Origin of the sequence: Anoxybacillus tepidamans PS2 (assembly GCF_000620165.1) — a bacterium.
In the GTDB taxonomy this organism is placed as follows: domain Bacteria; phylum Bacillota; class Bacilli; order Bacillales; family Anoxybacillaceae; genus Anoxybacteroides; species Anoxybacteroides tepidamans_A.
This window is the reverse complement of record NZ_JHVN01000015.1, coordinates 1-24,947: the sequence shown is the minus strand read 5'-3', so window position 1 is coordinate 24,947 and position 24,947 is coordinate 1. Positions and strand designations below refer to the sequence as shown.

The following is a 24,947-nucleotide window of genomic DNA, read 5'->3' as shown; positions in this document are numbered from 1 at the left end:
TATACCTTCGTTTCATAAGTTTTTAGCGGCTATTCTTATTATGCATCATGATTCCCTCTCAAAAAAATAATCGTGCTCCACTTTACAAATTCTTGTCGAAAATCTCTTATACCACTCCTTTTTTCCTTTTTCTTGCGCAAGTTGGTGTCGCGCATGCTCTTTCCAATTTTTAATCGCTTCAAGCGAGTCCCAATAAGAAACGGTAATTCCGACTCCGTTTTGATCCCGAACGCTTTCGGCTCCTAAAAATCCTGGCTGTTCGGAAGCTAATTGAACCATTTCCTTCGCCATTTCTCCGTATCCGTTGTCTCCTTCTGTTCGCTCTGAAGTAAAAATCACCGCATAGTACGGAGGATTCGGCGTTCTTGCAATGTTGCCCATGGTACAGCCCCTTTCATCTATCATTTCCTCATAGCTTATTTTATCAAAACACGAAAACCGCCGGCACGACCATGCTAGCGGTTTTATTCATACACTTTGATATACACGCTGCCAAACAGCTTGTCGCCGATATACGCATCTAATCGCCACATGCCGCTTTCAGGCAAAGACATAGTAGAAGGAACATGGCGATCCGCTCCGTTATGGGGGCCCGCAAACGGCACTCCTTTTAGAACCGTCACTTGCTTGCCATCCTTCTCGTGCGTTGCCATCACTTTCAAGTCGCCATCAAATTCTTCGTCTTTTCCCCAAAAATGCCACATATATTTTTGCGGTTTGTTCGGGTAAAACTTCATCGTTTCACTGTCGTCATAAATAAAGCCGAGTCGCCCGTTTTCGCCGAGCATCGTATAGCTTCCCGACTGAAACAATGGGCTTTCTTTCCATGGGCGCTGCGCTTTGTTTTTCGTTTGTTCAACCGCTTTTGCATCGCTGTGTTTGACAACTTCCACTTTTTCTTGGCAGCCGCTTAATAATGCGAACACGGCCAATGCTAAAAACAATTTTTTCATGAAATCTCTCCTCCTCATCCATAGTTTATTTTACTTGAATCACAAAAACGTGGCTCGCGTCGCCTTTTTCCCAGCTTGCATATACATCGTAAATATAAATTCCCTTTGTTTCAGGGGCTTTAAACATATTTCCAACTAAGTTCACGTCTTCTGCTTCATCCTCTCTCATCCATTGACGAACCCCCAGCGTTCCTTTGATCGGTTCACGCCGAAAGCCGATGCGCAATTCGGCCCCTGGAGAAACCACAACGGGTTGGAGTCGTTCGTGGCGAATGATATCAATAGGTGAACTCATATCGACACACATACCGTTAAACAAACCTGTCCAACAGTAGGTGCCTTGTGCTGTAGGAATGTTTGTAGCTCCCACTGTAATCCGAGGCGCAGGAGGCTTAGACTCTTTAATAATCCAATAGCCGAAACCAAAAACGCTCAATAACAGAATAGCGAATAGCCATTTTTTCATCCCATCCCTCCCGCAAGTATAACAAAACGCTTTCATCTCAATTAGACGAAAGCGTTTTGAAAAAGTTGCCTAGTTTTTGTGAAACTGAGTTTTTTCATACATATCCTTTCAACATCGCATGCAGCACGGCAAAGCAAAGTTCAGAATCGTGGATTTCGTTGTTTTCGATTTTCTCAAGGCAATCTTGCACCCTCATTTTGATGATGCGAATGTTCTCGTGTGCTTCAAGCTGTTGCTCCGCTTTGCGCTGCACTTCCTCCGTGTAAAACACATGTGTCACTTCATTCGTTCTCCAAAAAGCCGGAAGCAATTTTCCGAGATAAATAACAATACCCAAAGTTTCATGAGTGTCATCGATATATAAAAAGAGCTGCTAATAATCAGCAGCCCTTTTTATATATACTTCCGATGCACCGTTTTGCCATCGTATGTGAACAGTACCGGCTTGTTTTCGATGACCGTTTCCATGTGGACGGTGCGCCCCCATAGTTGGTGAATGTATGGAAGCACTTTTTCTAAATATTTGAGGTCGAGTTCAATGCCTTCGTACCAATGTTTCAAATACAGTTCGCCGTTTCGCATGTAGTCCCCGTCATTGACGGTAATATATGGAAAGCCGCCATTGACGCGCATGCTGACAAGTTGATCGCGGATATGCTCCCAATCTTTATCGACAATTTTGTAGTCTTTTCCTTGTTTTTGGAACAAGTACATGTCTTCGCGCATCACAAGTTCTTTCGTTAAGTAATTGCGAAGGAACGAAATATCAGAATCTAGTTCCCTCACTTCGAAAATTTTCTCCCGGCCCGAGCCCGGCTTAACGCCTGCCCGCTTCATCTCTTCCGTCGGATTGTTCCACCGTTCTTCAATATCTTCAAAGATTTTCAGACCTAAATAATATGGATTAATGCTTGTGCGCGACGGCTGCACGACGCCTGCATTCAGCTTCGCGAACTCAATCGCCTCGTCGCTCGTCAAATCCATCTCCCGTAAAATGCGCTGATGCCAATACGAAGCCCAGCCTTCGTTCATGATTTTTGTTTCAAGCTGCGGCCAAAAATAGAGCATTTCTTCGCGCATCATCGTTAAAATATCGCGTTGCCAATCTTCGAGTTCACGGCTGTACTCTTCGATGAACAATAGTATATCCTTCTCCGGCTGCGGCGGGAACTTCCGCCGTTTTTTGCGCGGCGGCGTCGTCGACTTGTTCTGTTTATCAAGCGTCCATAAATCGTCATACGGAGTTGGTTTCGCTGGCTCTTCCTCTTCGTACGCTTCCGTGTCTTCAAGCGTCCACGACAACTTCGGCCGAAGCAATGACGGGTCGATATGCTCCTGAATCGCAAGCACCGCATCTAAAAATTTTTCCACTTCCAACTTGCCGTATTGATGCTCATAATGTTTAACCCGCTCCGCCGTCGCCGCCATGCTTTCCACCATATCGCGCTTCGTGTTGCTGAAACGAACATTGTTTTTGAAAAAGTCGCTATGTGCTAACACATGGGCCACAATCAGCTTATTTTGAATTAATGAATTCGAATCCAATAAGAACGCATAGCACGGATCCGAATTAATGACAAGCTCATAAATTTTACTTAAACCTAGATCATATTGAAGCTTCATTTTATAAAACTGCTTCCCAAAGCTCCAATGGGAAAATCTCGTCGGCATGCCGTATGCACCGAACGTATAGATGATGTCGGCGGGACAAATCTCATAGCGCATTGGATAAAAGTCCAACCCAAACCCTTCAGCAATTTCCGTAATCTCCGCGATCGCACGCTCCAGCGCCTTTAAATCATCCGGTTTCATTCACATTCCCCCCTTTTCCTCTTACCTCAATGTATGAAAGAAAAGGGGATTTGATACGTGCTAACGGCTCGTTTATGAGGCAAAGAGCTCAAGGGGAGAGCATAGCATTTACGATACTTTCACCGTAAAAGGAACAGTGATCACATTGCCTTCGTGTTGAAACTGTGCCCAAATTTGATAAATGCCGTTCTTCGGGAATTGAACCATAAACACAGCATCAGGGCCTTTTGCTTGCTCGTCCATTGGATGAACATGCAAGTAGTCGTAACTATGCTCGCGAATAATAACAACATGTCCGACAGCGCCCAAGTACGGCTGTAAATTCGTAATCGACTTGCCCGTCTTTTTATCTTTAAAATGAAATGTCAGCGTCGCCTCACGCCCCGCTTTCAACTTGTCAAAAGATAATGTGATTTCCTTGCCTGCTACCACTTTTGTTAAATTTTTATCCGGCTTCAGCGCTACAGTTTTCGCCTTTGCCCCTTGAACTTCAACCGTGTAATTTTTGACGACTTTGCTTCCTCCTTTTGGAACATAATCGGCATACAGCTTATATTTTCCCCCGGAAGGAAAGGTAATGGCAGTTGTAAACGATCCGTTCCCTTTGTATTCAGGATGCAAGTGCTCAAAATAAGATAAATCTTCACTGACTACAATAAGATGCATTAGCTTTTCATGCTGAATCTCAAAATTTTGAATAGGCTTTCCGCCTTTATCGCTCACTTGAATGGTTAATTTCGTCGGTTCGTGGCTTTTTAAAGATGTATCCGCAAATTTCCAAGCGATTTGTGTAACTACATTTTTTGTTCCTTCTGTTTCATGATGCATTCCTTCATGATTTGTACTTTGTTCCATGTTTTCGTGGTTCATATGTTGATGTTCATGGCTACTATTCGTCTTGCCGCACCCGCTTACTGCCAGCAAAGTGGTTAAAAAGGCTAACATGATTCCTTTTTTCATTCTCCGCTTCCATCCTTTCTACATCAAAAATTTGTGGCAAAATGTTTGGTCTGCGAAACATGCTGCAAAAGCATAAAAATTAATCAATAACAAAACGACTGAAAGGACAAATGACTTTTTTGTAACAATAGGAATCGAAATAGACTTATTGGGATCGATCATTTGCAAAATACGATAATTAATGGAAGACTGGGCAAAATGCGCAGCCCCTTCGCTAAATGATCCGCCTTCCCCCATTTTCGCTACTTTTAACAATACCGCACCGATCGCAGTGTTATTCTTCCCTCTTCTCATTGCATAGCCGTCTGCAAGCAGCTCGCGCGAAATGTTATAATATTGGGCTAGACGCTTGAGCAGCGGAACATAACCGACTTGATCCGAAACTATCTTAACAAGCATGAGTTTAAGTGGGTCCCGATGCAGCAAATGAAATTGTTCGTGAAGCAATATGGCACGTAGCTCCTCATCTGAAAAACGTTTCGCGACAAACGTGGATATCACGATTTTTGGCTTGATAAATCCGATCGTCAGCGCGATAAACTCGCTACTTTCTATCACTAAAATTCGATTATTGAATTCTGGATATTTTACGTTGAGGCTTTCAGTGCTGATCTCATCCTTTAGCAATAAAAATGTTGTATACCATTTACTAGAAAGCCGAATCTGCTTTGCAATGAGCCAAACCGTTTTGACAAATACAAAGATAAAAAATGCACTGATCACCGTGCCAAGAACGAAAATGCCACCGTCCACCGCCATGAAATGATCAGGGATAAACCAATCTCGTATAATCCTGTGGAGATGATGGAATAGAAATATCGCCATTTCTGCGAGCGTAAATGCTCCAAATAGAAAAATCACTATCAATGCCGCTCTCGACTTGTTTTTCAAACTCATGATCTATTCCTTCTTTTCGCCTCGTTTAATTTCTCCTCCAGCTTTTGCAGTAAGGACGGATCTAAATCGCGAATCGCATCAACCATATGCGCTACCGCCAATCCGCCAAACTCCTCAATTAAACCGTAAGTGACCGATTTCGTTTGTTCGGATAAAAATTGCTCTTTCGTTTGCACCGCAGTAAAATACGAAATTCGCCCTCTCGTTTCTTTGTGAAGATGCCCTTTATCGACGAGCCTATTCATCACCGTCATCACCGCATTCGCCGAAATCGGCTTTTCTAGGCTGATGTGCTGCTGCACGTCTTTGGCGGTGACTTCCCCCGATGCCCAAATGTAGTTCATAATTTTTGCTTCCAGCGCTCCAAAGAAACGTTCCAAACCTTCCTCATTGATTTTAAAATGATTGATTTTCGTCACTATATTCTCCTCCCTACATCAAAACTACAGTGTGTAGTTTATACTACATATTGTAGTTTTAAAATTAAAAAAGTCAAATATAAAATAGCTAGGCAACATCAACGCAAAGAAAAAAGCCCGGAACAAAAATCCGGGTGTGCGCACTTTGACAGAAATTCTATTCTAGCCATGTGACCGCATTCGTATGCTTTCTAGGACTAATCGTCAAGAATAGTTACTACATTTCCGATGCTTCTGCAAATTAATTTAAATATTCATTTTCCCACTTTTCTTGTTTTTCCACGGGACTCATTTCTGAAAGATCGTCATATCCATAGTTGATTTTCATTCGGCCTGTGTTATCCAAAATGTAAGTTAAATTCGTCCATGGTTCTTGCTCTTGTTCTTTGAATTCTTCTCTTAATCTAGAAAAACAGCTATACAATTCATTTTCTAACCTATCAAATTCATTCTCATCGACATTAAATAAATCTGCTATATCAAGGCTATATACCGGCTCTCCTTCTTCTTCTGGATAATAATAGAAAAAAATTTTTTTATAGCCTTCTCTAAATTCGGCGTATAACAGGATTTTTCTCCATGCCTCAGGAATCATATTAACTAATATATCTGCAATTTGTTGGTATATATATTCCATTTTATACGTTTCCATCTTACTTACCTCCTGAATAGTTAATTAGTCTCTCCGAATATTTTTTACCATTTATGGAGTAGTCGATTTTAAATTCTTTCGGTCTAACCGATTGCCCCTCATATATAGGCTTCACTTTAATCATTACCTCTTTCCCCTCTTCTAAAGCTTTTTTCCATGTATTCTCTAGAGTTTTATACTCACTCCTATTTAGTGTAGCATTCATAGGTACTAAGTTATCAATATCGCCAGACCCTTTAAATATACTTGCTATTAAATGACCACCTTCATCATTTGGTAGTCTATCTTCCCTTCCTACTACTTTTTGAGCGTACGAATTTCGGTTGGCTTTTCCTAACTCTAATTTAGCTTCAACACTAGAAATACGTCCCCTATCATCAGTGGTATATCTATATCCTTCTTTTGTTGTGTACTCTACATTTGGCTTTAAGGTTTTTTTACAATTAACCCTTGTATATTGTTCACCATATTTAACATTCTCTATTTCCTTAGACGCTTTTTCAGAAACCCCTTCGCTCCGGCTCATTCGCTGGTACAGTTCTTTCGCGTGTTGGACGAAGTGGGAGCTTCCTGTTGTCGCTAAAGTGGCTCCATGAGTGGCTCCGGCAACAGCGATGGCAGTGGCTGGGGCTCCGACCGCCGCTCCTACTCCCGTGCTGCTAAGGGCGATGCCGCCTGCTTCTAAAGCGGTGAACCCGACTGTTTCGATTGCCCCGGCTACAGTCGATACAGCGTGTCCCGTCATTTGTCCCAATCCATGGGCGACAAGGGGGCTATTATGACAGCGTGAACCTCGAAATACAACTGAGATGCGGAAGTTTTGATATATTTTGTGTAGACTCTCGAAAACAAAATAGCAAACAAGGCTATATATATCTAGTGGTGGGTCCTAAAGCGGTGAACCCGGCTGTTTCGATTGCCCCGGCTACAGTCGATACAGCGTGTCCCGTCATTTGTCCCCATTCGTAGGCGACAGGATGCGGACTGTTATAAGGACGGTGTGCCATATTGTATGTCACGTCTTGTAAAGCCGCATCTCCCGCTCCTCTCACAAACTCCACTGTGCTTTCAATGGGATGTTTCGTAAATCCATGCCATGATTTTTCTGCGTTCTTCGCTATTTGCCGAGCCGTTTGTTCGACTTTTTGTCCTGCATGTATTATATCATGAACGGTCTGTTTCGCGATATGCTCTGCTTTCTGTTCTATTTTGTGTGCGCCACGATAAGCGGTTTTCTCCAAAGTTTTGATTTCTTGTCCGATTTTGTGCTCCATTTGATGAGCCGCTTGATGGATCGCCTTCTCGGCTTTTTTTACATCGTGAGCCACATGCTGTACAGCTTGTTCCGCTTTCTTTTCTGCATGCTGAAATACTTCCTTTGCTTTATGGCCGATATGCACCGCATCTTTCACTACTTCTTTGGCCGCGTGTTCAACTCTCTTTTCAACCTTATGCACCGCTTGATGCACGACCTTCTCGGCTTTTTTCACATTGTGCGTTGCATGTTTGACCACTTGTTCTGCTTTCTTTTCTGCTTGACGAAACGCTTCTTTCGCTTTGTGGCTGATGTGCACCACATCTCTCTTTACTTCTTTGGCCGCGTGTTCAACTCTCTTTTCAACCCTATGCACCGCTTGATGCACGGCCTTCTCGGCTTTTTCACATTGTGCGTTGCATGTTTGACCACTTGTTCTGCTTTCTTTTCTGCTTGATGAAACGCTTCTTTCGCTTTGTGGCTGATGTGCACCACATCTCTCTTTACTTCTTTCGCCGCGTGTTCGACTCTCTTTTCAACTTTATGTACCGCTTGATGCACGGTCTTCTCTGCCTTTTTCAAGTCACTGGTCACGTGTTTGGCTGTGCTTTCCACTTTTTTCTCTACATAGTGACTCGCCTTGTTCACCATTTTGCCTATGGACTTAAAAAAAGACATATTCATCCCACCTACCTCTTATATCAAATTGATTCTCTCACCATGATATATCGGTAGGTTTTATAGTTTTTTTATACAATTATTTAAAAATTTTACAAAAAATTTTCTACACCTTATCCTCTCTTTCCATCTAAAAATACTTGAACATGTACGATTTTTCCTCCTTTACATTACGATCAACATTGCCGAATGTATTTCCAAAAGCGGTTCTTTGCTCATCAAAATCTAAATATAACTGAAACAGCACAAGCGAAGAGATGCGAATCTTTCCATTGCGGTGATCTCAGTGGCACAGAATGAAAAAAACACCACATCCATGTGGTGTTTTTGAAATAATGGGGGTTTTTAACGTTCCTGCAGGCTTGATACGGCCACTCGTTGCTTATTGCTTGGATTTCCTAGCGGATAAATAACCGCCATTTCGCTTTGTTCATCCACTTGTTCAATATAAATGCGCTCGCCGTTGTAAGTGACATTAGCCATAACTGGAGAAGCGGCGATTTCTCGCGCTCGTCTTACGTCCATCACGATGTCCTCCTTTTCGATTGGTAACGATTATAATATTTGCTATTGGCTCAATGAATATGCATATGGAAAACATCAAAAATAACATCATACAAGGAGGTGATCTCGATGACGCAATCAAAACGGCAAAAGGAACGGCAATGGACGGTGCGGAAGCAAGCACAAAACCCGCCGCACGGAAAAACGCCATCCTTCGAACAACTGGGAAAAGAAGAAAAATAATACACTCGTTCTTTCCTCCGCACATATCATAAATCGGAAGGAGGAAAGAACTCATGTACTATTACCCATATCCACATTACAACCGCGAACAAGCGAAGCCAGGCAGCATTCGAAAGTTAGCGAGCGATTTGTTGAACGCCATCAAAGGAGAAGCGACGGCAATCCAGTTTTATAACCAGCTTATGCAGATGGCCAGAACAAACGAAGAACGTTCCTACATCGCCCACGCTCTTGAGGATGAACAAACTCACCTGCGGCAATTTATCAACCTATATACTTCATTGTTTGGGGCTCAGCCTGTTTATCAAGCGGAACAAAAAACGTTCTCATCGTTTGCTGAAGGGTTGAAGATAGCGAGAGAAGATGAATTCGAAGCATATGAAAGTTACCGGAACGTTTATTTATCGACGAAAGACATGAAGGTTCGCGATGTTTTCTTCCGGGCGATGACAGATGAGATCGAACATGCGCTTCGTTTTTCCATTTTAGCCCTTGAACAACCAAGAAGCTGACGCCTCAAGCGCCAGCTTCTTGTAAAGGGCATTCACCATTTCCTGTTCTTATTTTAAAGGCTTATGAAGCTATTTCTTTTGACCCAATAAATCGTTTATAATGGGGGAGAAGCTTAACTTGAAAATCAAAGTGCGGTGGTTAAATGGAGCAGCATTTGCATCACTTTATTGAACATTTTGGCTATATTGGCATCATGATTGCTTTAGCAGGCGGAATTATTGGGCTTCCTGTTCCCGATGAAGTGCTATTAACATATACCGGATATAACGTTTCCACAGCAATGATGTCATATTCTCTCGCGTTGTTATGCAGCCTAATCGGGGCGCTTTTGGGCATTTCCATTAGCTATTATCTAGGCATCCGTTTAGGTCTCCCTTTTTTACATAAATTTGGACCGAAGATTCATATTACGGAAAAACGAATTGAACAAACAAAAATCCTTTTCTCGAAAATGGGGCCATTCGTTTTGTTTATTGGCTATTTTATTCCTGGTGTCAGGCACGTGTCCGCATTTCTTGCCGGAATCAACGAATATCGCTTCAAAAAATTCGCTCTCTATGCTTACAGCGGCGCCTTTTTTTGGGTATTTACGTTTATTACGCTCGGGCAGAAATTAGGTAATGACTGGAAAATAATTAAACATTATGTCGAACACTATAGTACATACCTCGTTTTATTGATTGTTTTGTTTGTAATAATAGGAGGGGCTATTTACTATTATCGGACAAAAAAAGAGCGCGTCCAATGAAATGAAAAGGTGTCCCATTAAGGACACCTTTTATAATTAGAAAAAGCCGCATCTAAGAATTCGTTTCTGCTTTTTGAAAAGTATCTGTTAAAATCCCCATAAATGTTCCAAAACCAAACATAAACATCGAGGCTCCCATAATCCCTAAACTAATGATCGTTAAGAAAAAGTCTTTGTTGTAACCGTCTGCGATGAAGCTCAGCAAAAATAAAGAAAATCCAACAATCAATCCAACAGAAGCAATCATTTTGCACATTTGTGTAATTGCTTTACCTTCGTGCCGTGCATTCATCCTTATCATCCCCTTTCTTTAAGGATAATATTTTTGTCACAAAATTGCAACATTTTCATTCGCACATTTAACCCATTTTCGTTTATAATTTATTTTTTGGCTAATCGCGTAACATTTACAGCGCAAGAAATACACGGCCTTTCATAAACTAACAATGACTCCTCAATGAAGGAGGAAAGAACATTGAACACAATTGATTACGATCGAGCATTGTATTATACACACCGGTCTGAGTGGGATAATCTCCTTATTTTAATGGTACGCACTCAAGACGATTTACTTTCAAAAAAAATTGAGCATTTCCTTCACGCCTATAATTTTGAGCATGATTATTCGGTAATCGAGCGGCGGCTTACTGCGCTATTGCGTTATATTGACCACGCTTTAGAAACAAGCGATTTAGAAACTGAAGCCGAACCTGCATATTACTAAAGACAAAAAAGGAAGGGATTTCCCCCTTCCTTTTACAATGTACCTGATATATTGTGTTCTTTTTTCATAAACGAAGAGAACTTTAGCACAATCAATGTCGAAACGACTAATAGCACACTTAATACCGCATATGGAAAAAGAATGTGCTGCGCCGAAACCGCTCCTGTAAACACACTTATCAACAGTGAACGGATCATAAACCCTAACGTGCGGAACAAACTGTCCACTCGGCCAATTTTATCATTCGGAATTCTCTCCATCATCAACGAACTGCGCGCAACTCTAGCCCCTGCGTTGCCGAATGCCGTCAGCACCACTAATATATAAAAAATGCTCGTTTGTTCAAACAGAAGGAACATGCTGATGGCAAATGCACAAATGCCTACATTTAACACGACCGTTGCCTCTGTGCTCATCCGTTTCATTAAGATCGGCACTACAAATCCCGCCAAAGCCGCTCCGAGTCCGTACACCATGCTTTGAATCCCATAGACCGATCCATCTTCTTTCAGTACATCAGCAATATAGATCGGATGAAGATAATTCGTCATCATGACCGTGATAAACGGCATCAAGGAAGCAAGAAAAAACCAAAATAATGATGGACGTTGCTTCATGTACCGATATCCTTCTAACATCTTCTCCTTAAATGAAACATGGCTCTCTCTCCTAACTGAGCGTTCGTACGGAATGAGAAGGATGCATAAAAATGCCGCTATATAAGTCAGCATATCAAACGATAAAATCCAGACGAACGGTATCTTTTCGATCATCACGCTCGCCATTCCTCCGGACACAACGGTTGCCAGCTGCCCTTGAATTTCCATAACGCCATTTAGCGCCTTGTACTGTTTACGGCTAAACAATTCTTGATTAAAGGCAAATAAAGTCGGATAAAAAAGAAAGTAATACAATGAACCGCTCGCAAACAGTATCGTTAAATGCCATATTTGATACTCTCCTATCATTCCTATAAAAACAAACAAAGCAGTAATCGTTAATCCAATTGCTTCTCCAAAAAGCAGAATAGATTTTCGGGAAAAGCGGTCGATCCACATACCGATATATGGAGTAAGCACAAACATTATAACTGTCATAATCGTTGTTATATATCCTAATATTGTTTCACCGCCATTCTTTTGGATCATTAGCCAAGGAACGGCGGTCATCGTGATTCCTGTGCCAACCGATGACAGCGTGTTGGCAATTAATAACTTGTGCAACCGATGATCCCGATAAAGGCTATTCATGTTGCGTTTTCAGCCATTTCGCCGCATTCATATAGCGCTTTAATTCTGCTATCACCGCGTCAACCTGCTCGGCTGTCTCTACGGTTACGTTCCCTTCAGCAAAACTCGATGGCTCCAACACCAACTGTCTCGGAATGGCGTTGGCGTACACACCGCGCATAACAGTGCGCATATTGTTCAGAGCGTTAATACCGCCCTTTCCACCGCCGCCGACGGCAATCAATGCGACTGGTTTGTGCTCAAATTGGCTGCTGCCTAGAAAATCAAGCGCATTTTTTAAAGCGCCGCTCATTGCATTATGATACTCGGGAGAACAAAGGATCACCCCGTCAGCTTGTTGAATCAGTTGGCGCAAATGCTGAACCGCCGGCAAAAACCCTTGGCTTTCTTCTCCATTGTAAAGCGGCAATGGTTGATCGCTTAAATCAATTAACGCGGCACTATACTTAGCTGCGATATATCTAGCAACAATTCCCGTTCTCCCTGATTTACGCGGACTTCCATTAATGACGACCATTTTCATTTTTATCTCTCCTCGTTCATTGTTCTATTTATAGTGTAAGCCACACAAACTGTTTACAAATCGACAAAAAAACTGATTTTTCCTACGTAAATAGCCAGAAACAAACCTACGACTAAAGTCCGAGATGTTTAACTGCATAGAGGGCTGCTTGCGTGCGATCGGCAAGGTTCAATTTAGCTAAAATATTCGATACATGTGTCTTTACCGTTTTTTCTGTAATCATCAAAGAAGCAGCGATTTCTTTATTGCTTTTTCCTTTAGCGATTTCAGCTAACACTTCCTTCTCCCTTTTTGTCAGCTCCTCTAGCAATTGTTCTTCCTTTTTTTCGCCTTGATATAAATGGGTCATCACATGGGAAGCGACCTTTGGATGGAGCTGGCTTTCTCCCCGATGTATGGAGCGAATCACTGCAACAAGCTGATCAGGTTCAATATCTTTTAATTGGTATCCAGAGGCGCCAGCACGAATGGCCGGGATGACATGATCTTGATCAGAGAAACTTGTTAAAATGAGAACTTTCGTATCGGGCGATGTTTCCTTAATTTTTTTGGTTGCCTCCACTCCATCCATCACAGGCATGACGAGGTCCATAATAACAACATCAGGTCGACGCTCATTGACAAGTCGTACCGCTTCTTCGCCGTTTGTTGCCTCACCGATAATTTGAATATCTTTCTGCGTTTTTAAAAAAAACATCAACCCTCTTCTCACTACATGGTGATCATCGACAATTAACACTTTAATGCTCATACCTTCCTCCCCTTCCTTAACGGAATCGATACTTCTACTGTCGTTCCTTTTCCAATGGCGCTTTTAACGCTGAATATGCCGCCGACTGTCTCAATTCGTTCCTTCATACTTTTTAATCCAAGCGACAATGTTTCTTCGCCTGTATAATGAAATCCGTATCCTTTGTCGCTAATTTTCAATCTCACCCGCTCTTTTTGCGCCGAAATCAGAATGGCCACATCGGAAACGCCCGCATGCTTTTTGCAGTTGTTTAGCGCTTCCTGCCCGACTCGCCATAAACACTCTTCCACATCGCTCGGTAGATCAAGCACTCCTTTAATATCAACCTTAACGCTTAAACCGAGCATTTTGCCATAGTTCATTAAAGCGCTGGCAACCCCGTTTTCTAAACCTTGCGGACGCAGCTGCCAGATGAGCGCGCGCATCTCATGAAGCGCCTCTTGCGCTAGCTGTTGCATATCGCTTAGCGCTCCTTTTATGTTGTCTTCTGTTGCCATTTCTTTTGCCCCGCGCGCTGTTAAAAGCAATGAAAAAAGCAGTTGGCTGACCGAATCGTGCAAATCGCGCGCTAGTCGGTTTCGCTCCGCCAATAAGGCAAGTTTCTGTTCATTTTCAACAAGTTTGATGCGTTTAATCGCAGTGCCGATTTGGTAAGCGACCGATTCCAATAGAGCGAGTTCTTCGTCTGAAAAATAATTTTTATGAGGCGATGCCACATTTAATAGCCCAAATTTCTCTTCACCTGCGCGCAAAGGAATCGTTGCATGATGGGTAATCCCTTTTGTCTCTCCCCATTTTTCAGCAATGGCATCTTCTAATCGTTTGCATTCAATAATATTCGCTGCACGCTGCAGCCGTCCGTCATGGTAACGGTCTATGCACCAGCAATCGCCCTCGCACATCGGCTTTTTGTTTTCCCGCATCAAAGCTGGAGGTAATTCATAATCGGCCGCTAAAGAATAGGCTCCTTTTTCGTCAATCAAAAAGATCCAGCCGCATTCTAGTCCTGTGACATCCATCAGTTGTTTTAAAACAGTATGTAACATTTCTTGTAGATCATTGGCTTCGTTTAACGTTTCGGCAATCGTCTTTAACGTTCGCAGCTCATGAATATGTGCTTTCTCGTTAGGCATAAAGTTCTCCTTCCTAATCCATATAGAAAAAGACAACGCCGAAAACGGCATTGCCTTTTTCTTATATTATGCAATCGGATACGTTTGAATAAGAGGATGAAGGACAATTTCGTCAATGAGCATATGTTTCGGAGCGCTCGCCATATAAACGACCGCTTTGGCAATGTCATCGACCCTTAGCCAATTTTGTTTTTCCGGAGCGCCTTGCACCGAGTTAGCGAAATATGTGTCCACCATGCCTGGATTAATGGTGCCAACGCGGATGCCATATTCTCTTACTTCTTGCGCAAGAGAGCCAGAAAAGCCTTGAACGGCATATTTTGTCGCCGTATAAGCAGCGCCGTTAGGAATGGTATAGCGCCCTACATCTGACGAAATCGTAATAATCGTTCCCGATTTGCGCTCCTTCATATGTGGCAATACCGCCTTCGCTCCGATAAATACCCCTTGGACGTTCACTTCGAACACTTTTTTCCACTCTTCGATCGATGTTTCATCAACCGGCTTAAAAAAGCCGATACCCGCATTATTTACAAGTATATCGATCTGACCAAATGATTCAAGCGTCTGCGCCACTACTTCATTCATCTGTTGTTCATTCGCTACATCAGCTTGAAATGTTTCTACATGTTGAAATCCTCGTTGTTTTAATTCCGAGCCCGTTTGGTGGATATCTGCCGAACTTCCTACAAGCGCCAGCTTAACGCCTTGTTCAGCGAGTTGAAAAGCGATTTCTTTTCCGATTCCGCGTGAAGCACCTGTTATAATTGCTACTTGATCCTTTAGCACGATAAACATCCTTTCTGCAAAATACAACTTGACTACATGAAGAATAAGGGGTTCTTTAACTTTCTATGCATTTATTCATAGATGAAACGACATGTCATTGCATTCAGAAACAAGCGACTACGGTGTTTGTTTTTAAAAGCGTTGGGCTGTCGCATTTAAGCATGCATGAACGCGCTTCATGACCGCTTCAGATAGCTGTTCTAGCTGAGTTTTACTCTCTGTTAAAGAACGGCCTTTAACTCCGAAATATACTTTTGCTTTCGGTTCCGTGCCGGACGGGCGAAGGCAAAACCATGAGCCATCTTCTAAAACATATTTTAATACATTTGATTTTGGAAGAGTAATGATCGTCTTCTCGCCAGTGACAGTATCCACCCGCTCGCTTGTTTTGTAATCTTCGATCATGACGATTTTTTTGCCTGCCATTTCGATTGGTGGCTGTTTACGGAACGCCGCAAGAAGCGATTGAATTTGTTCCGCCCCTTCTTTTCCTTTAAGTGTTAGCGACTGCAATCCTTCGCGATAGTAACCGTACTGGTCAAATAACTGCATTAGACCTTCATACAATGACATGCCTTGTTTTTTGTAAAAAGCACATACTTCTACCGCCAATACAGCCGCCTGAATCGCGTCCTTGTCGCGCGCGAAATCTCCAATTAAATAACCGTAGCTTTCTTCATACCCAAATTGGAATTTATATTGTCCCGTTTGTTCGTACTCTTTAATTTTTTCGCCAATAAATTTAAAGCCTGTTAACGTATTGACCGTATCAACACCGAATGAGGCAGCAATATCATGGCCAAATTCCGACGTGACAATTGTTTTGAGCATAACCCCGTTGTCTGGAAGGATTCCTTTTTCCTTCTTTTGCGAGAGGATATAATGAAGCAATAACCCCCCGGTTTGGTTTCCAGTTAATACTACATATTCACCGTCTTCATTTTTTACTGCAATCCCAAGACGATCCGCATCCGGGTCAGTAGCGATGAGCAAATCCGCATCAATTTCTTTACCTAGTTGAATGGCTCGTTCAAACGCAGCGTGTTCTTCCGGATTAGGCGACTTCACCGTTGAAAAGTTCGGGTCAGGCAATTCTTGTTCTTTAACAATCTTTACATGCTTGTAACCAAGCGCCTCAAGAGCGCGCCGCACTGGTTTATTAGCCGTTCCATGAAGCGGTGTAAACACAACTTTTACATCCACTTCTTTCGAAAGTTGCGGATTGAGCGAAATGGTCTTTAATTTTTCAATATACGCACGATCTACCTCTTCACCAATTATTTGAATGAGCCCTTGCTGTTTTAGGGTCATTTCTTCCTCTACTTCAATCTCCAGTTCATTTTCTACCCCATTGACATAACGAATGACCTCATCCGCAGTGTCTGGAGGAAGTTGTCCACCGTCTCGACCGTATACTTTATAACCGTTATATTCAGGAGGGTTGTGGCTTGCAGTGACGACAATGCCGGAAAACGCATTTAAATAACGAACAGCAAACGAAAGCTCCGGTGTTGGGCGCAGCTCGTTAAACACATACGTTTGAATCCCGTGAGTAGCAAGCGTTTTAGCTGCCTCCATCGCAAATTCAGGCGATTTATGCCGCGAATCGTAAGCGATTACAACCCCTTGCTTTTTCGCCTCTTCACCAAATGATTCTATGTATCGCGCTAATCCTTCTGACGCTTTGCGCACCGTATATATGTTCATCCGGTTCGTGCCGGGGCCGATTTCCCCTCGCATGCCTCCTGTACCGAATTCTAAATTTTTGTAAAAACAATCCTCTAACCATTTATCATCATCGTTTTTTTGCTGAAGCATCATCTTTATTTCTGCATCCAAATGTTCATATGCCATCCATTGTTCGTACTTCTCTCTCCAATTCAATGTGTATCCCTCCAAATTAGATTCCCTTATTTTCTGTATTCGCCGCTATGGTACAATATTCCTTTTCATCAAAAAAGCAAAAGTTAGATTATTGACTATCAAATCATGCTGAAAACTCCAATATGTCGAAATTCGTAAGCGTTGATTCCCTTTCGTCATATGCCGCTTAAAGAATAATAAATAAAAGCAAACACAAATGTTTCATAAATTCAATGATTTGTCAAGTGCATTGTGTTGCTGCTATTCGCCAATTCGCTCTCTTATTCTGCAGCAAAGCGGAGAATTAAGGGGAACTCGTATTTCAAGGATCGTAAATAGAAAAAGAAAGAGGCTGTCCCCAAAAGATCGATTGAACGACCCTTTAGAACAGCCTCTTTTGTTAAGCTTGTGGTTGAGAAGGTTCAGAAATGTTTGTAAGCGCTTGTTCCGCAGCTTGATCATATTGGTGATTTGTCGCAATATCACCTAAAGCCACAATACCGCGGAGCTGATTGTTTTCGACGATTGGAAGGCGGCGAATTTGATGCTGTGCCATGACATTTGCTGCTTCCTGAACACTCATATTTGGTGTTCCTGTCACAATGTTTGTCGACATGATTTGCGAAACTGGAACAGAAGCATTTTTTCCTTCTGCTGTTGTCCGAAGCGTAATGTCACGGTCAGTAATCATTCCTCTTACTTGACCATTTTCGACTACTGGAAGAGCACCGATATTTTTTTGGCTCATCAACTGAGCTGCTTCCTGAACAGTCTGGTTTGGAGAAATAGTCGCCACGTTTGTCGTCATAATGCTTTCAACAGTTTGTTTATTCAATGTCATCCTCTCCTTTCACCGATTATTTTCACCATTTTTTGCGGACATATATATAGAAAATAATGTTTGCATATTTCAATTTGCCGGTAAAAAAATAAAAAGGCGATCTATATCAAGATCGCCAATGAGCACACTTATTGTATTTTATAAACGCGCGCTTCCCATGGGCGCAAGCGGATTTCGCGGAGATCTTCGTTTTCATGGACATTGTAGTTGCTAATAAGCAGTTCTTTTGTATTGTATACAATCTCCTTCGGAAGGCGGAAAATTGGTGTCTCGCTTGAAAAGTTTGTAATTACCACTAATTTTTCGTTTCCAAGCGTGCGCGTATAAGCATAAATCAATGGATCATCTTCTAAAATTAAGTCATATGTTCCATACACAATGATGTCATGCTGCTTGCGAAGCTGAATCAGTTTTTTGTAATAGTGGAAAACAGAATTTGGATCGTCCATCGCTGCTTTGGCGTTAATTTCTTTATAATTCGGATTGACTTGAATCCATGGGGTTCCCGTCGTAAATCCGGCATGTTCGCTGTCGTCCCACTGCATCGGCGTGCGAGCGTTGTCACGGCCTTTATAATAAATTTTTTCCAATATCCTTTGCGGATTCTCACCATACTCCTCAACCTGCTCTTTATACATATTCAACGTTTCAATATCGCGATAATCATCAATTGAAGGGAATTTTACATTGGTCATACCGAGTTCTTCCCCTTGATAAATGTACGGCGTTCCTTGCATCATATGAAGAAATGTGCCGAGCATTTTTGCAGATTCGACGCGATATTGGCTGTCATCTCCAAATCGTGATACCGCTCGAGGTTGGTCATGGTTATTTAAATAAAGGCTGTTCCATCCTTTTCCTTCCAATTCCTTCTGCCATTTCGTCATCGTCTTTTTCAAATCAGCCAACGTCCACGGCTGAATGTCCCATTTTCCACCCGGCCCTGAATCTAAATCGACGTGCTCGAATTGAAACACCATATTGAGTTCATTGCGGGACGGATCTGTGTATAAAATGCCTTCTTTTGGCGTCACCCCTGGTGTTTCACCAACAGTCATAATATCGTAACGGGACAACACTTCCCGATTCATCTCTTGCAAAAACTCGTGCACGCGCGGACCATTCATAAAATAGCGGGAACCTGACGCATATTTTTTGCCTTCTTGCACTTCTCCATCCGGCAATCCTGGCACTTTCGAGATCATATTAATAACATCCATGCGAAATCCATCAACGCCTTTTTCAAGCCAAAACCTCATCATATCATATACTTCTTGACGCACTTTCGGGTTTTCCCAGTTCAAATCCGGTTGCTTTTTCGAGAATAGATGCAAATAATATTCACCGGTCGCTTCGTCATACTCCCATACTGAACCGCTAAAACACGCCTCCCAATTGTTCGGCTCTTTTCCATCTTTTCCGGGGCGCCAAATATAGTAATCACGGTAAGGATTGTCTTTCGATTTTCTTGATTCGATAAACCATGGATGCTCATCGGATGTGTGGTTGACAACCAAGTCCATCACTAGCTTAATGCCGCGCTTATGCATTTCCGCAAGCAGTTCTTCCCAATCTTCCATCGTTCCAAACTCATCCATAATCGCCCGGTAGTCGCTAATATCGTAGCCATTATCGTCATTTGGCGATTGATAAACAGGAGAAAGCCACACGACATCGATGCCCAACTCTTTCAAATAATCCAGCTTCGAAATAATGCCGCGGAGGTCGCCAATTCCATCGCCGTTAGCATCCTTAAAACTACGCGGGTAAATTTGATACACAACCGCCTCTTTCCACCACTTGCGCTCCATGATTTCACTCCTATCATTTTATATGAAAACGATTTCACATTTATATTTTACTACAATCTACCATACATGCCTATAAATTTTACAAAATTCTTCCCCTCAACTATAATGAGTAATAATAACAATAATATTTTAGGGAGTAGCTATTTATGGCAGGAACAGAAAAGAAGCTTGAGAACTTGTTGCTCGGTGCATGGGGTGTCTCTCTCATAGCTACATTGGGGAGCCTTTATTTTTCTGAAATCATGAAATTCATTCCATGCGACCTTTGCTGGTTTCAGCGCATTTTTATGTATCCGCAAGTCATTATTTTAGGATTGGCAGCCATCCGCAAAGAGTATGAAATCGCGCGCTATAGTTTAGTCCTATCGATTATCGGCGGAATGATCTCTCTTTATCACTATTTGTTGCAAAAAGTGCCTTTCTTTCAAGAGCATGCGATTGCTTGCGGACGTATTCCATGCACAGGCGATTACATTAATTGGCTTGGGTTTATTACTATTCCGTTTCTCGCATTAACGGCTTTCTGTATGATTAGTATATTAAGCGTTCTTATTATGAAGACGTTAAAGGAAGGGAATCGCAGTTGAAGAAAATCATTATTTTCGGAACCGTTATTATCGCTTTGTTTTTAGCCATCTCTTGGATCACGTCTTATCAACAAAAAGAAAAAGCAGCCAACAATCCTTACAAAAAAGCGGAGTTAAATCCGGCGACCGTTGCTCAGTTGGACGATCCTAACTATAAAAATATCATTTTGCCGGATGAATTAGCAAAAAAACTTGCCAATCACGAAACGGTCACTGTCTATTTTTATAGCCCTACTTGTCCGCATTGTAAAAGAACAACACCGATTGTCGTTCCGATGGCAAAAAAAATGGGAATTGATTTAAAACTGTTCAACTTGCTTGAGTTTGAAGATGGTTGGGACAAGTACCATATCGATGGAACACCGACCATTGTCCATTTTGAAAACGGAAAAGAAGTGAAACGGATTGATGGATACCGTGAGAAAAACGTTTTTCGTGATTGGTTTGAATCTATTAAGTAAAAAGGGCTCTCATGAAAGAGTCCTTTTTACATGACCCAATCATTTGACGGTGGAGAATACATACTAAAAATAAATGGACGCTTCTTTTGAAACTGGTCAATCGTAAAAGGAAATAGAATCCCATGTTGCTCAAGCAACCGGACATTCCGCTCAAACATGTGCCGATATTCTTCATTCACTCCATTTACTTCTATGCATTCGATAATTGTAAGCAACGATTGCAACGATGAAATCATTTGCAGCGCTTCCCGCATTGTGCCATTATAATCATTATTCGACAAAGATAGAACTTGTAAATATTCAAATTGCTTAATTTGATCATCATCAAAATAGCGAGGAAATACATGGCTATAAAAATAACGGATTAAATTCTCGATATATTCCTCCTGCTCTTTGGTGGCTGCATATACAATTCTCAATGCTCCATACCCCTTTTCGGCAATCATTCTCTTCTTGCATTACATCATCATTCAGCGATACTATGAGTTTATCATACCTTATAAATCGATGGCGGTAGAAATTCTTTCCACCGTCGCTGAAAAATTTACTGAAAAATGAAGGTGAAATAGCGTGTTGACGGCTAAAAAAGGAGAATGGCTCGAATTTACCGTTCCTTCCGAATGGCAAGGACAAACGATCGAGTCTTTATTAAAAATGACTTGGGGCGCTCCGAAGAAATGGCTGCACCAACTTCGAATGGAAAAGGGCGTCAAACTAAACGGTCAAATGGTTTCGTGGCAAACGCCTCTCCACCCAAATGATCGCCTGCAATTATGGCTATACAAACCGGAACAAACAGACATTCAACCAAATTATCGGGAACTCGAAATTTTATGGGAGGATGAGCATCTCCTTGTCATCAACAAAGAACCTGGAGTTGATGTCCATCCAACGGATCCCCAGCAAACAGATACGCTAGCAAATGCGGTTACATTATATCTTCAAACGGAAGGGATCTTCACAAAAGCGCGGCACATCCACCGCCTAGATCGAGACACATCGGGAGCCATTTTATTTGCCAAACATGCGCTAGCGGGAGCCATATTAGATCGTATGCTAGAACAGCGGCAAATCAAACGGACGTATGTTGCCCTTGTGCATGGCATCTTAAAGAAAAAAAGCGGGACAATTGAAGCGCCAATAGGGCGTGATCGCCACCATCCAACGAGAAGAAGAGTGTCGCAAACAGGAATGGCCGCTGTGACCCACTATCGGGTGCTTGACACCTATCATAAAGAGCAAACATCGCTTGTCGAACTGACATTAGATACGGGGCGTACACATCAAATTCGTGTTCATATGAGCTACATTGGCCATCCTTTAGTCGGCGATGTTTTATATGGGGGAAGCCTAGGGCAATGGTCAAGACAGGCGCTTCATGCACTCAAGCTTACCTTCCCGCATCCGTTTACGCGCGAGCCGATTACATGCATTGCTCCTTGCAGAGACGGGTGGTTTCCGGGTGCTCTTTGGCAATAAAAAACAAGGCAGTTGAATAACTGCCTTGTCCGTTTTCAATATCAATAATGGAACTGCGCCCCTTCATCTTCATTCACCGTCTTATTTTCTCCGTACGGCTCTTTTTTCGTTGCTTCGATTGTCTTCACATGATGTCCATCCATCTCAAGAACTTTTAAAGAATAGCCATCAACGTCTATACATTCCCCTACTTTAATATCGTAATGCTCCGTCAAAATCCAACCACCGATCGTGTCGACGTCACTATCGTCAATTGACAGGCCAAATAAATCATTTATTTCGCTAATGAGCACTTTTCCATCGATCATAGTACGCGTATCGTCAATTTTTTGAATCATCGGCGTCTCATCAATATCGAACTCGTCTTGGATTTCACCAACGATTTCTTCGAGAATATCCTCGACGGTCACAAGCCCGGATGTACCGCCATATTCGTCAACTAAAATAGCCATATGAATCCGTTCTTTTTGCATTTTTACTAGCAAATCATGAATCGCAATCGATTCAATCACTTGAATAATCGGGCGAATATAATCTTTCAACTCTTTTTCTTCAGATCGATTGGTCACGAGATCAGTAAATACTTCTTTGACGTTAATCAAACCAAGAACATGATCCTTGTCCCCATCAATCACCGGATAGCGTGTATATTTTTCTTCTTTAATGATCTCCAAATTTTCTTTTACAGAATGATTGATATCAAGCGCCACAATTTCTTTGCGGGGCACCATAATTTCTTTAGCTACCCGATCGTCAAAGCGAAAAATGTTGTTGACGTATTTATACTCAGACTGATTAATTTCCCCACTTTTATAGCTCTCTGATAAAATGAGCCGCAACTCTTCCTGGGAATGAGCCAGTTCGTGTTCTGAAGCGGGTTTTAGACCAAACAGGCTAGTTACTATACGAGCGGATGTATTTAGCAGCCAAATAAATGGATACATGATCCGATAAAATAAAATCAGCGGTTTGGCTGTAAATAGTGTAATTGCTTCGGCTTTTTGAATCGCAAGCGTCTTCGGCGCCAATTCTCCAACAACCACATGTAAAAACGTGATGCTCGCAAAGGCAATGACAAATGACAACACATGAGCAAGAGATTCGGATAAATTCAATCGCTCAAACAGTGGAAAGAGCATTCTCTCAACCGTTGGCTCCCCTAACCAACCTAATCCTAAAGATGTAATTGTAATCCCCAGCTGGTTAGCCGATAGATACTCGTCAAGATTTGAAATGACTCTTTTCGCAGCCAAAGCCCGCCGATTTCCCTCACCAATTAGTTGGTCAATTCTTGAGGCGCGCACTTTGACAATGGCAAATTCTGAGGCGACGAAAAAGCCTGTAATTGCAATTAATAATGCTACAATCAATAAACTAAATATGTCCAATTGGTTTCCGCATGCGTAGTTCGCATGCGGATTACACCTCCTACAAAACGGATTGTATTTTAATCTTCATCGCTGCTTTGTGCAAAAATAAGGATATATTTTGTCAATTCGAGCACAGAAATGAGCGCGGCTGCGACATAGGTCAGCGCGGCTGCTCCGAGCACTTTATTCACGCCGCGTTCTTCATCGCGGTAAATGATGCCTTCAGCAAGCATAAATTTTTTCGCTCTTGAACTTGCGTTAAATTCCACAGGAAGCGTAATTAATTGAAACGCGACCGCAAATGAAAAGAAAATAATGCCAAGGCCAATAAGCGAAAGTTGCTGAAGAATAAATCCTACCAACAACAAAATCGGTGCAGCTCCCGACGTGAAATTAACGATTGGAAACATGCGGTGGCGAAGCACTAATGCCCCGTATGATTGTTTGTGCTGCACAGCATGCCCCACTTCATGTGCCGCCACTGAAATCGAAGCGATCGAACGGCCATAGTAAACTGGTTCTGATAAACGCACAGTCCGCGAAATCGGGTCATAATGATCGGTTAATCTTCCCGGCACTACTTCCACAGGGACATGGTAAAGTCCGTTGCGGTCTAAAATCATTCTCGCTACTTCCGCACCTGTCAGTCCGGAAGATGCCGACACTTTCGACCACTTTTCGAAATTTCCCGACACCTTAAATTGCGCCCATAAGGAAATGCCGAACGCAATAATAATTAAAAAATCCATCGGATGAAAAAACATTCACAAACCCTCCGTTAATTGTCGTATAACATATTTGAAAATATGTTTATACTAATAATTATTTTACTTTACCGATCGTTTTCCCGTCAAATAAAGCCCTCTTATCCATTAGTATGCGAAAAGTGAATACATACTACAAATACCTTTTTATGGCTATTGAACTACTCCCACTTTCACTTTGTTTCAAAGTGGGAGATTCCTACGAACACCGAAGCCTCCTTCGGTTCTCTTAGTAGGCGATCCCCGTCGTCCCAACGGTTCCGTTGTCTAACACGACAACAAGCGCAGTCCTTCTTTTAGAATATTGATACTCGCGTTCTGATCCCGATCGTGATGGGTTCCACAAGATGGGCATCTCCATTCACGAAGGCTCAGATGTTTCACGTCTTTGTGTTGGTAGCCACAGCACGAACAGAGTTGGGAAGAAGCAAATGTTCTCGATATGGTCACCACTTGTTTCCCGTACCATTTCGCTTTGTACTCCAACATGGTGCGAAACTG

General features: G+C 42.2%; 34 protein-coding genes. 8 read left to right on the top strand and 26 right to left on the bottom strand.

The window, feature by feature from the left end; all coding sequences use genetic code 11:
• Positions 1-45: 45 nt before the first annotated feature.
• The 10 genes from N667_RS0112230 to N667_RS19155 all read right to left on the bottom strand — a co-directional run bounded on the left by N667_RS0112230 (position 46) and on the right by N667_RS19155 (position 6,685).
• Positions 46-381, bottom strand: a complete 336-nt coding sequence (locus N667_RS0112230) for an antibiotic biosynthesis monooxygenase family protein (RefSeq protein ID WP_027409840.1) — start codon at positions 379-381, stop codon at positions 46-48.
• An 83-nt stretch (positions 382-464) separates the two neighbouring features.
• Entirely contained in the window at positions 465-953 is a 489-nt protein-coding gene (locus N667_RS0112225) for a hypothetical protein (RefSeq protein WP_027409839.1), read from the bottom strand.
• 25 nt (positions 954-978) lie between these two features.
• Positions 979-1,419, bottom strand: coding sequence for a hypothetical protein (locus N667_RS0112220; protein WP_027409838.1), 441 nt, complete (start codon positions 1,417-1,419; stop codon positions 979-981).
• A gap of 94 nt (positions 1,420-1,513) precedes the next feature.
• Entirely contained in the window at positions 1,514-1,699 is a 186-nt protein-coding gene (locus N667_RS18700) for a hypothetical protein (RefSeq protein WP_051530046.1), read from the bottom strand.
• 113 nt (positions 1,700-1,812) lie between these two features.
• A complete protein-coding gene (locus tag N667_RS0112210) occupies positions 1,813-3,231 on the bottom strand; it encodes a SpoVR family protein (RefSeq protein ID WP_027409837.1) in 1,419 nt (472 codons plus the stop codon).
• A gap of 108 nt (positions 3,232-3,339) precedes the next feature.
• Positions 3,340-4,191, bottom strand: coding sequence for a hypothetical protein (locus N667_RS0112205; RefSeq protein ID WP_027409836.1), 852 nt, complete (start codon positions 4,189-4,191; stop codon positions 3,340-3,342).
• 18 nt (positions 4,192-4,209) lie between these two features.
• Positions 4,210-5,088, bottom strand: coding sequence for a M56 family metallopeptidase (locus N667_RS0112200; protein ID WP_027409835.1), 879 nt, complete (start codon positions 5,086-5,088; stop codon positions 4,210-4,212).
• A complete protein-coding gene (locus tag N667_RS0112195; RefSeq protein ID WP_035098874.1) occupies positions 5,085-5,507 on the bottom strand; it encodes a BlaI/MecI/CopY family transcriptional regulator in 423 nt (140 codons plus the stop codon). The genes N667_RS0112200 and N667_RS0112195 overlap by 4 nt, the downstream gene beginning before the upstream one ends.
• A gap of 241 nt (positions 5,508-5,748) precedes the next feature.
• Positions 5,749-6,159, bottom strand: a complete 411-nt coding sequence (locus N667_RS0112190) for an immunity protein YezG family protein (RefSeq protein ID WP_027409833.1) — start codon at positions 6,157-6,159, stop codon at positions 5,749-5,751.
• 1 nt (position 6,160) lies between these two features.
• A complete protein-coding gene (locus tag N667_RS19155; RefSeq protein ID WP_084279191.1) occupies positions 6,161-6,685 on the bottom strand; it encodes a DNA/RNA non-specific endonuclease in 525 nt (174 codons plus the stop codon).
• A 70-nt stretch (positions 6,686-6,755) separates the two neighbouring features.
• Between N667_RS19155 and N667_RS20215 the strand changes: the two genes are divergently transcribed.
• Positions 6,756-6,941 carry a hypothetical protein gene (locus N667_RS20215; RefSeq protein ID WP_156936128.1) on the top strand — a complete coding sequence of 62 codons (186 nt, stop codon included), beginning with the start codon at positions 6,756-6,758 and terminating at the stop codon, positions 6,939-6,941.
• A gap of 84 nt (positions 6,942-7,025) precedes the next feature.
• Here the strand turns inward: N667_RS20215 and N667_RS19150 are convergent, their stop codons facing one another.
• The 3 genes from N667_RS19150 to N667_RS0112175 form a co-directional block, all read right to left on the bottom strand.
• Positions 7,026-7,790, bottom strand: a complete 765-nt coding sequence (locus N667_RS19150) for a hypothetical protein (RefSeq protein ID WP_156936127.1) — start codon at positions 7,788-7,790, stop codon at positions 7,026-7,028.
• Positions 7,745-8,092 carry a hypothetical protein gene (locus tag N667_RS18685; protein WP_035098872.1) on the bottom strand — a complete coding sequence of 116 codons (348 nt, stop codon included), beginning with the start codon at positions 8,090-8,092 and terminating at the stop codon, positions 7,745-7,747. Before N667_RS18685 ends, N667_RS19150 begins: the two co-directional genes overlap by 46 nt.
• 345 nt (positions 8,093-8,437) lie before the next feature.
• Positions 8,438-8,617 (bottom strand): small acid-soluble spore protein H, encoded by a 180-nt coding sequence (locus N667_RS0112175; protein WP_027409832.1) that lies wholly within the window; start codon positions 8,615-8,617, stop codon positions 8,438-8,440.
• A 108-nt stretch (positions 8,618-8,725) separates the two neighbouring features.
• Here N667_RS0112175 and N667_RS20210 point away from each other — a divergent pair, with 108 nt between their 5' ends.
• The 3 genes from N667_RS20210 to N667_RS0112160 all read left to right on the top strand — a co-directional run bounded on the left by N667_RS20210 (position 8,726) and on the right by N667_RS0112160 (position 10,100).
• Positions 8,726-8,839, top strand: coding sequence for a DUF6254 family protein (locus N667_RS20210; RefSeq protein WP_232223967.1), 114 nt, complete (start codon positions 8,726-8,728; stop codon positions 8,837-8,839).
• A gap of 53 nt (positions 8,840-8,892) precedes the next feature.
• Entirely contained in the window at positions 8,893-9,351 is a 459-nt protein-coding gene (locus N667_RS18680; RefSeq protein WP_035098867.1) for a ferritin family protein, read from the top strand.
• Between the two features lie 143 nt (positions 9,352-9,494).
• On the top strand, positions 9,495-10,100 hold the full coding sequence (locus N667_RS0112160; protein ID WP_027409831.1) for a DedA family protein: 606 nt from the start codon (positions 9,495-9,497) through the stop codon (positions 10,098-10,100).
• Between the two features lie 52 nt (positions 10,101-10,152).
• On the opposite strand, the gene N667_RS0112155 is transcribed toward N667_RS0112160, so the two are convergent.
• Positions 10,153-10,392, bottom strand: coding sequence for a hypothetical protein (locus tag N667_RS0112155; protein ID WP_027409830.1), 240 nt, complete (start codon positions 10,390-10,392; stop codon positions 10,153-10,155).
• A gap of 183 nt (positions 10,393-10,575) precedes the next feature.
• Here N667_RS0112155 and N667_RS0112150 point away from each other — a divergent pair, with 183 nt between their 5' ends.
• Complete coding sequence (locus tag N667_RS0112150) at positions 10,576-10,824, top strand: YhdB family protein (protein ID WP_027409829.1); 249 nt, start codon at positions 10,576-10,578, stop codon at positions 10,822-10,824.
• 32 nt (positions 10,825-10,856) lie between these two features.
• Here N667_RS0112150 and N667_RS0112145 read toward each other — a convergent pair whose 3' ends face one another.
• The 8 genes from N667_RS0112145 to N667_RS0112110 all read right to left on the bottom strand — a co-directional run bounded on the left by N667_RS0112145 (position 10,857) and on the right by N667_RS0112110 (position 19,785).
• Entirely contained in the window at positions 10,857-12,074 is a 1,218-nt protein-coding gene (locus N667_RS0112145; protein WP_027409828.1) for an MFS transporter, read from the bottom strand.
• A complete protein-coding gene (locus N667_RS0112140) occupies positions 12,067-12,597 on the bottom strand; it encodes an NADPH-dependent FMN reductase (protein ID WP_027409827.1) in 531 nt (176 codons plus the stop codon). The genes N667_RS0112145 and N667_RS0112140 overlap by 8 nt, the downstream gene beginning before the upstream one ends.
• 112 nt (positions 12,598-12,709) lie before the next feature.
• Positions 12,710-13,348 (bottom strand): response regulator, encoded by a 639-nt coding sequence (locus N667_RS0112135; RefSeq protein ID WP_027409826.1) that lies wholly within the window; start codon positions 13,346-13,348, stop codon positions 12,710-12,712.
• On the bottom strand, positions 13,345-14,481 hold the full coding sequence (locus tag N667_RS0112130; protein WP_027409825.1) for a GAF domain-containing sensor histidine kinase: 1,137 nt from the start codon (positions 14,479-14,481) through the stop codon (positions 13,345-13,347). Before N667_RS0112130 ends, N667_RS0112135 begins: the two co-directional genes overlap by 4 nt.
• A 66-nt stretch (positions 14,482-14,547) precedes the next feature.
• On the bottom strand, positions 14,548-15,270 hold the full coding sequence (locus tag N667_RS0112125; protein WP_027409824.1) for an SDR family oxidoreductase: 723 nt from the start codon (positions 15,268-15,270) through the stop codon (positions 14,548-14,550).
• Between the two features lie 132 nt (positions 15,271-15,402).
• Complete coding sequence (locus N667_RS0112120; protein WP_027409823.1) at positions 15,403-17,154, bottom strand: phospho-sugar mutase; 1,752 nt, start codon at positions 17,152-17,154, stop codon at positions 15,403-15,405.
• Between the two features lie 379 nt (positions 17,155-17,533).
• Entirely contained in the window at positions 17,534-17,974 is a 441-nt protein-coding gene (locus tag N667_RS0112115; RefSeq protein ID WP_027409822.1) for a CBS domain-containing protein, read from the bottom strand.
• Positions 17,975-18,102: 128 nt separating this feature from the next.
• On the bottom strand, positions 18,103-19,785 hold the full coding sequence (locus N667_RS0112110; protein WP_027409821.1) for a glycoside hydrolase family 13 protein: 1,683 nt from the start codon (positions 19,783-19,785) through the stop codon (positions 18,103-18,105).
• Positions 19,786-19,931: 146 nt separating this feature from the next.
• Between N667_RS0112110 and N667_RS0112105 the strand changes: the two genes are divergently transcribed.
• Both N667_RS0112105 and N667_RS0112100 read left to right on the top strand, forming a co-directional pair.
• Positions 19,932-20,372, top strand: coding sequence for a disulfide oxidoreductase (locus tag N667_RS0112105; protein WP_027409820.1), 441 nt, complete (start codon positions 19,932-19,934; stop codon positions 20,370-20,372).
• Complete coding sequence (locus N667_RS0112100; protein WP_027409819.1) at positions 20,369-20,833, top strand: thioredoxin family protein; 465 nt, start codon at positions 20,369-20,371, stop codon at positions 20,831-20,833. Before N667_RS0112105 ends, N667_RS0112100 begins: the two co-directional genes overlap by 4 nt.
• A 26-nt stretch (positions 20,834-20,859) precedes the next feature.
• On the opposite strand, the gene N667_RS0112095 is transcribed toward N667_RS0112100, so the two are convergent.
• Complete coding sequence (locus tag N667_RS0112095; RefSeq protein WP_027409818.1) at positions 20,860-21,252, bottom strand: YhcU family protein; 393 nt, start codon at positions 21,250-21,252, stop codon at positions 20,860-20,862.
• Positions 21,253-21,406: 154 nt separating this feature from the next.
• On the opposite strand from N667_RS0112095, the gene N667_RS0112090 reads away from it, so the two are divergent.
• Positions 21,407-22,312: an RluA family pseudouridine synthase gene (locus N667_RS0112090; RefSeq protein WP_027409817.1), complete on the top strand. Its 906-nt coding sequence runs from the start codon at positions 21,407-21,409 to the stop codon at positions 22,310-22,312.
• A 41-nt stretch (positions 22,313-22,353) separates the two neighbouring features.
• Here N667_RS0112090 and N667_RS0112085 read toward each other — a convergent pair whose 3' ends face one another.
• The 3 genes from N667_RS0112085 to N667_RS19505 form a co-directional block, all read right to left on the bottom strand.
• A complete protein-coding gene (locus tag N667_RS0112085; protein ID WP_027409816.1) occupies positions 22,354-23,700 on the bottom strand; it encodes a hemolysin family protein in 1,347 nt (448 codons plus the stop codon).
• Positions 23,701-23,759: 59 nt separating this feature from the next.
• A complete protein-coding gene (locus N667_RS0112080) occupies positions 23,760-24,446 on the bottom strand; it encodes a zinc metallopeptidase (RefSeq protein ID WP_027409815.1) in 687 nt (228 codons plus the stop codon).
• A gap of 267 nt (positions 24,447-24,713) precedes the next feature.
• On the bottom strand, positions 24,714-24,947 hold a 234-nt coding region (locus N667_RS19505), incomplete at its 5' end, for a zinc ribbon domain-containing protein (RefSeq protein ID WP_156936126.1).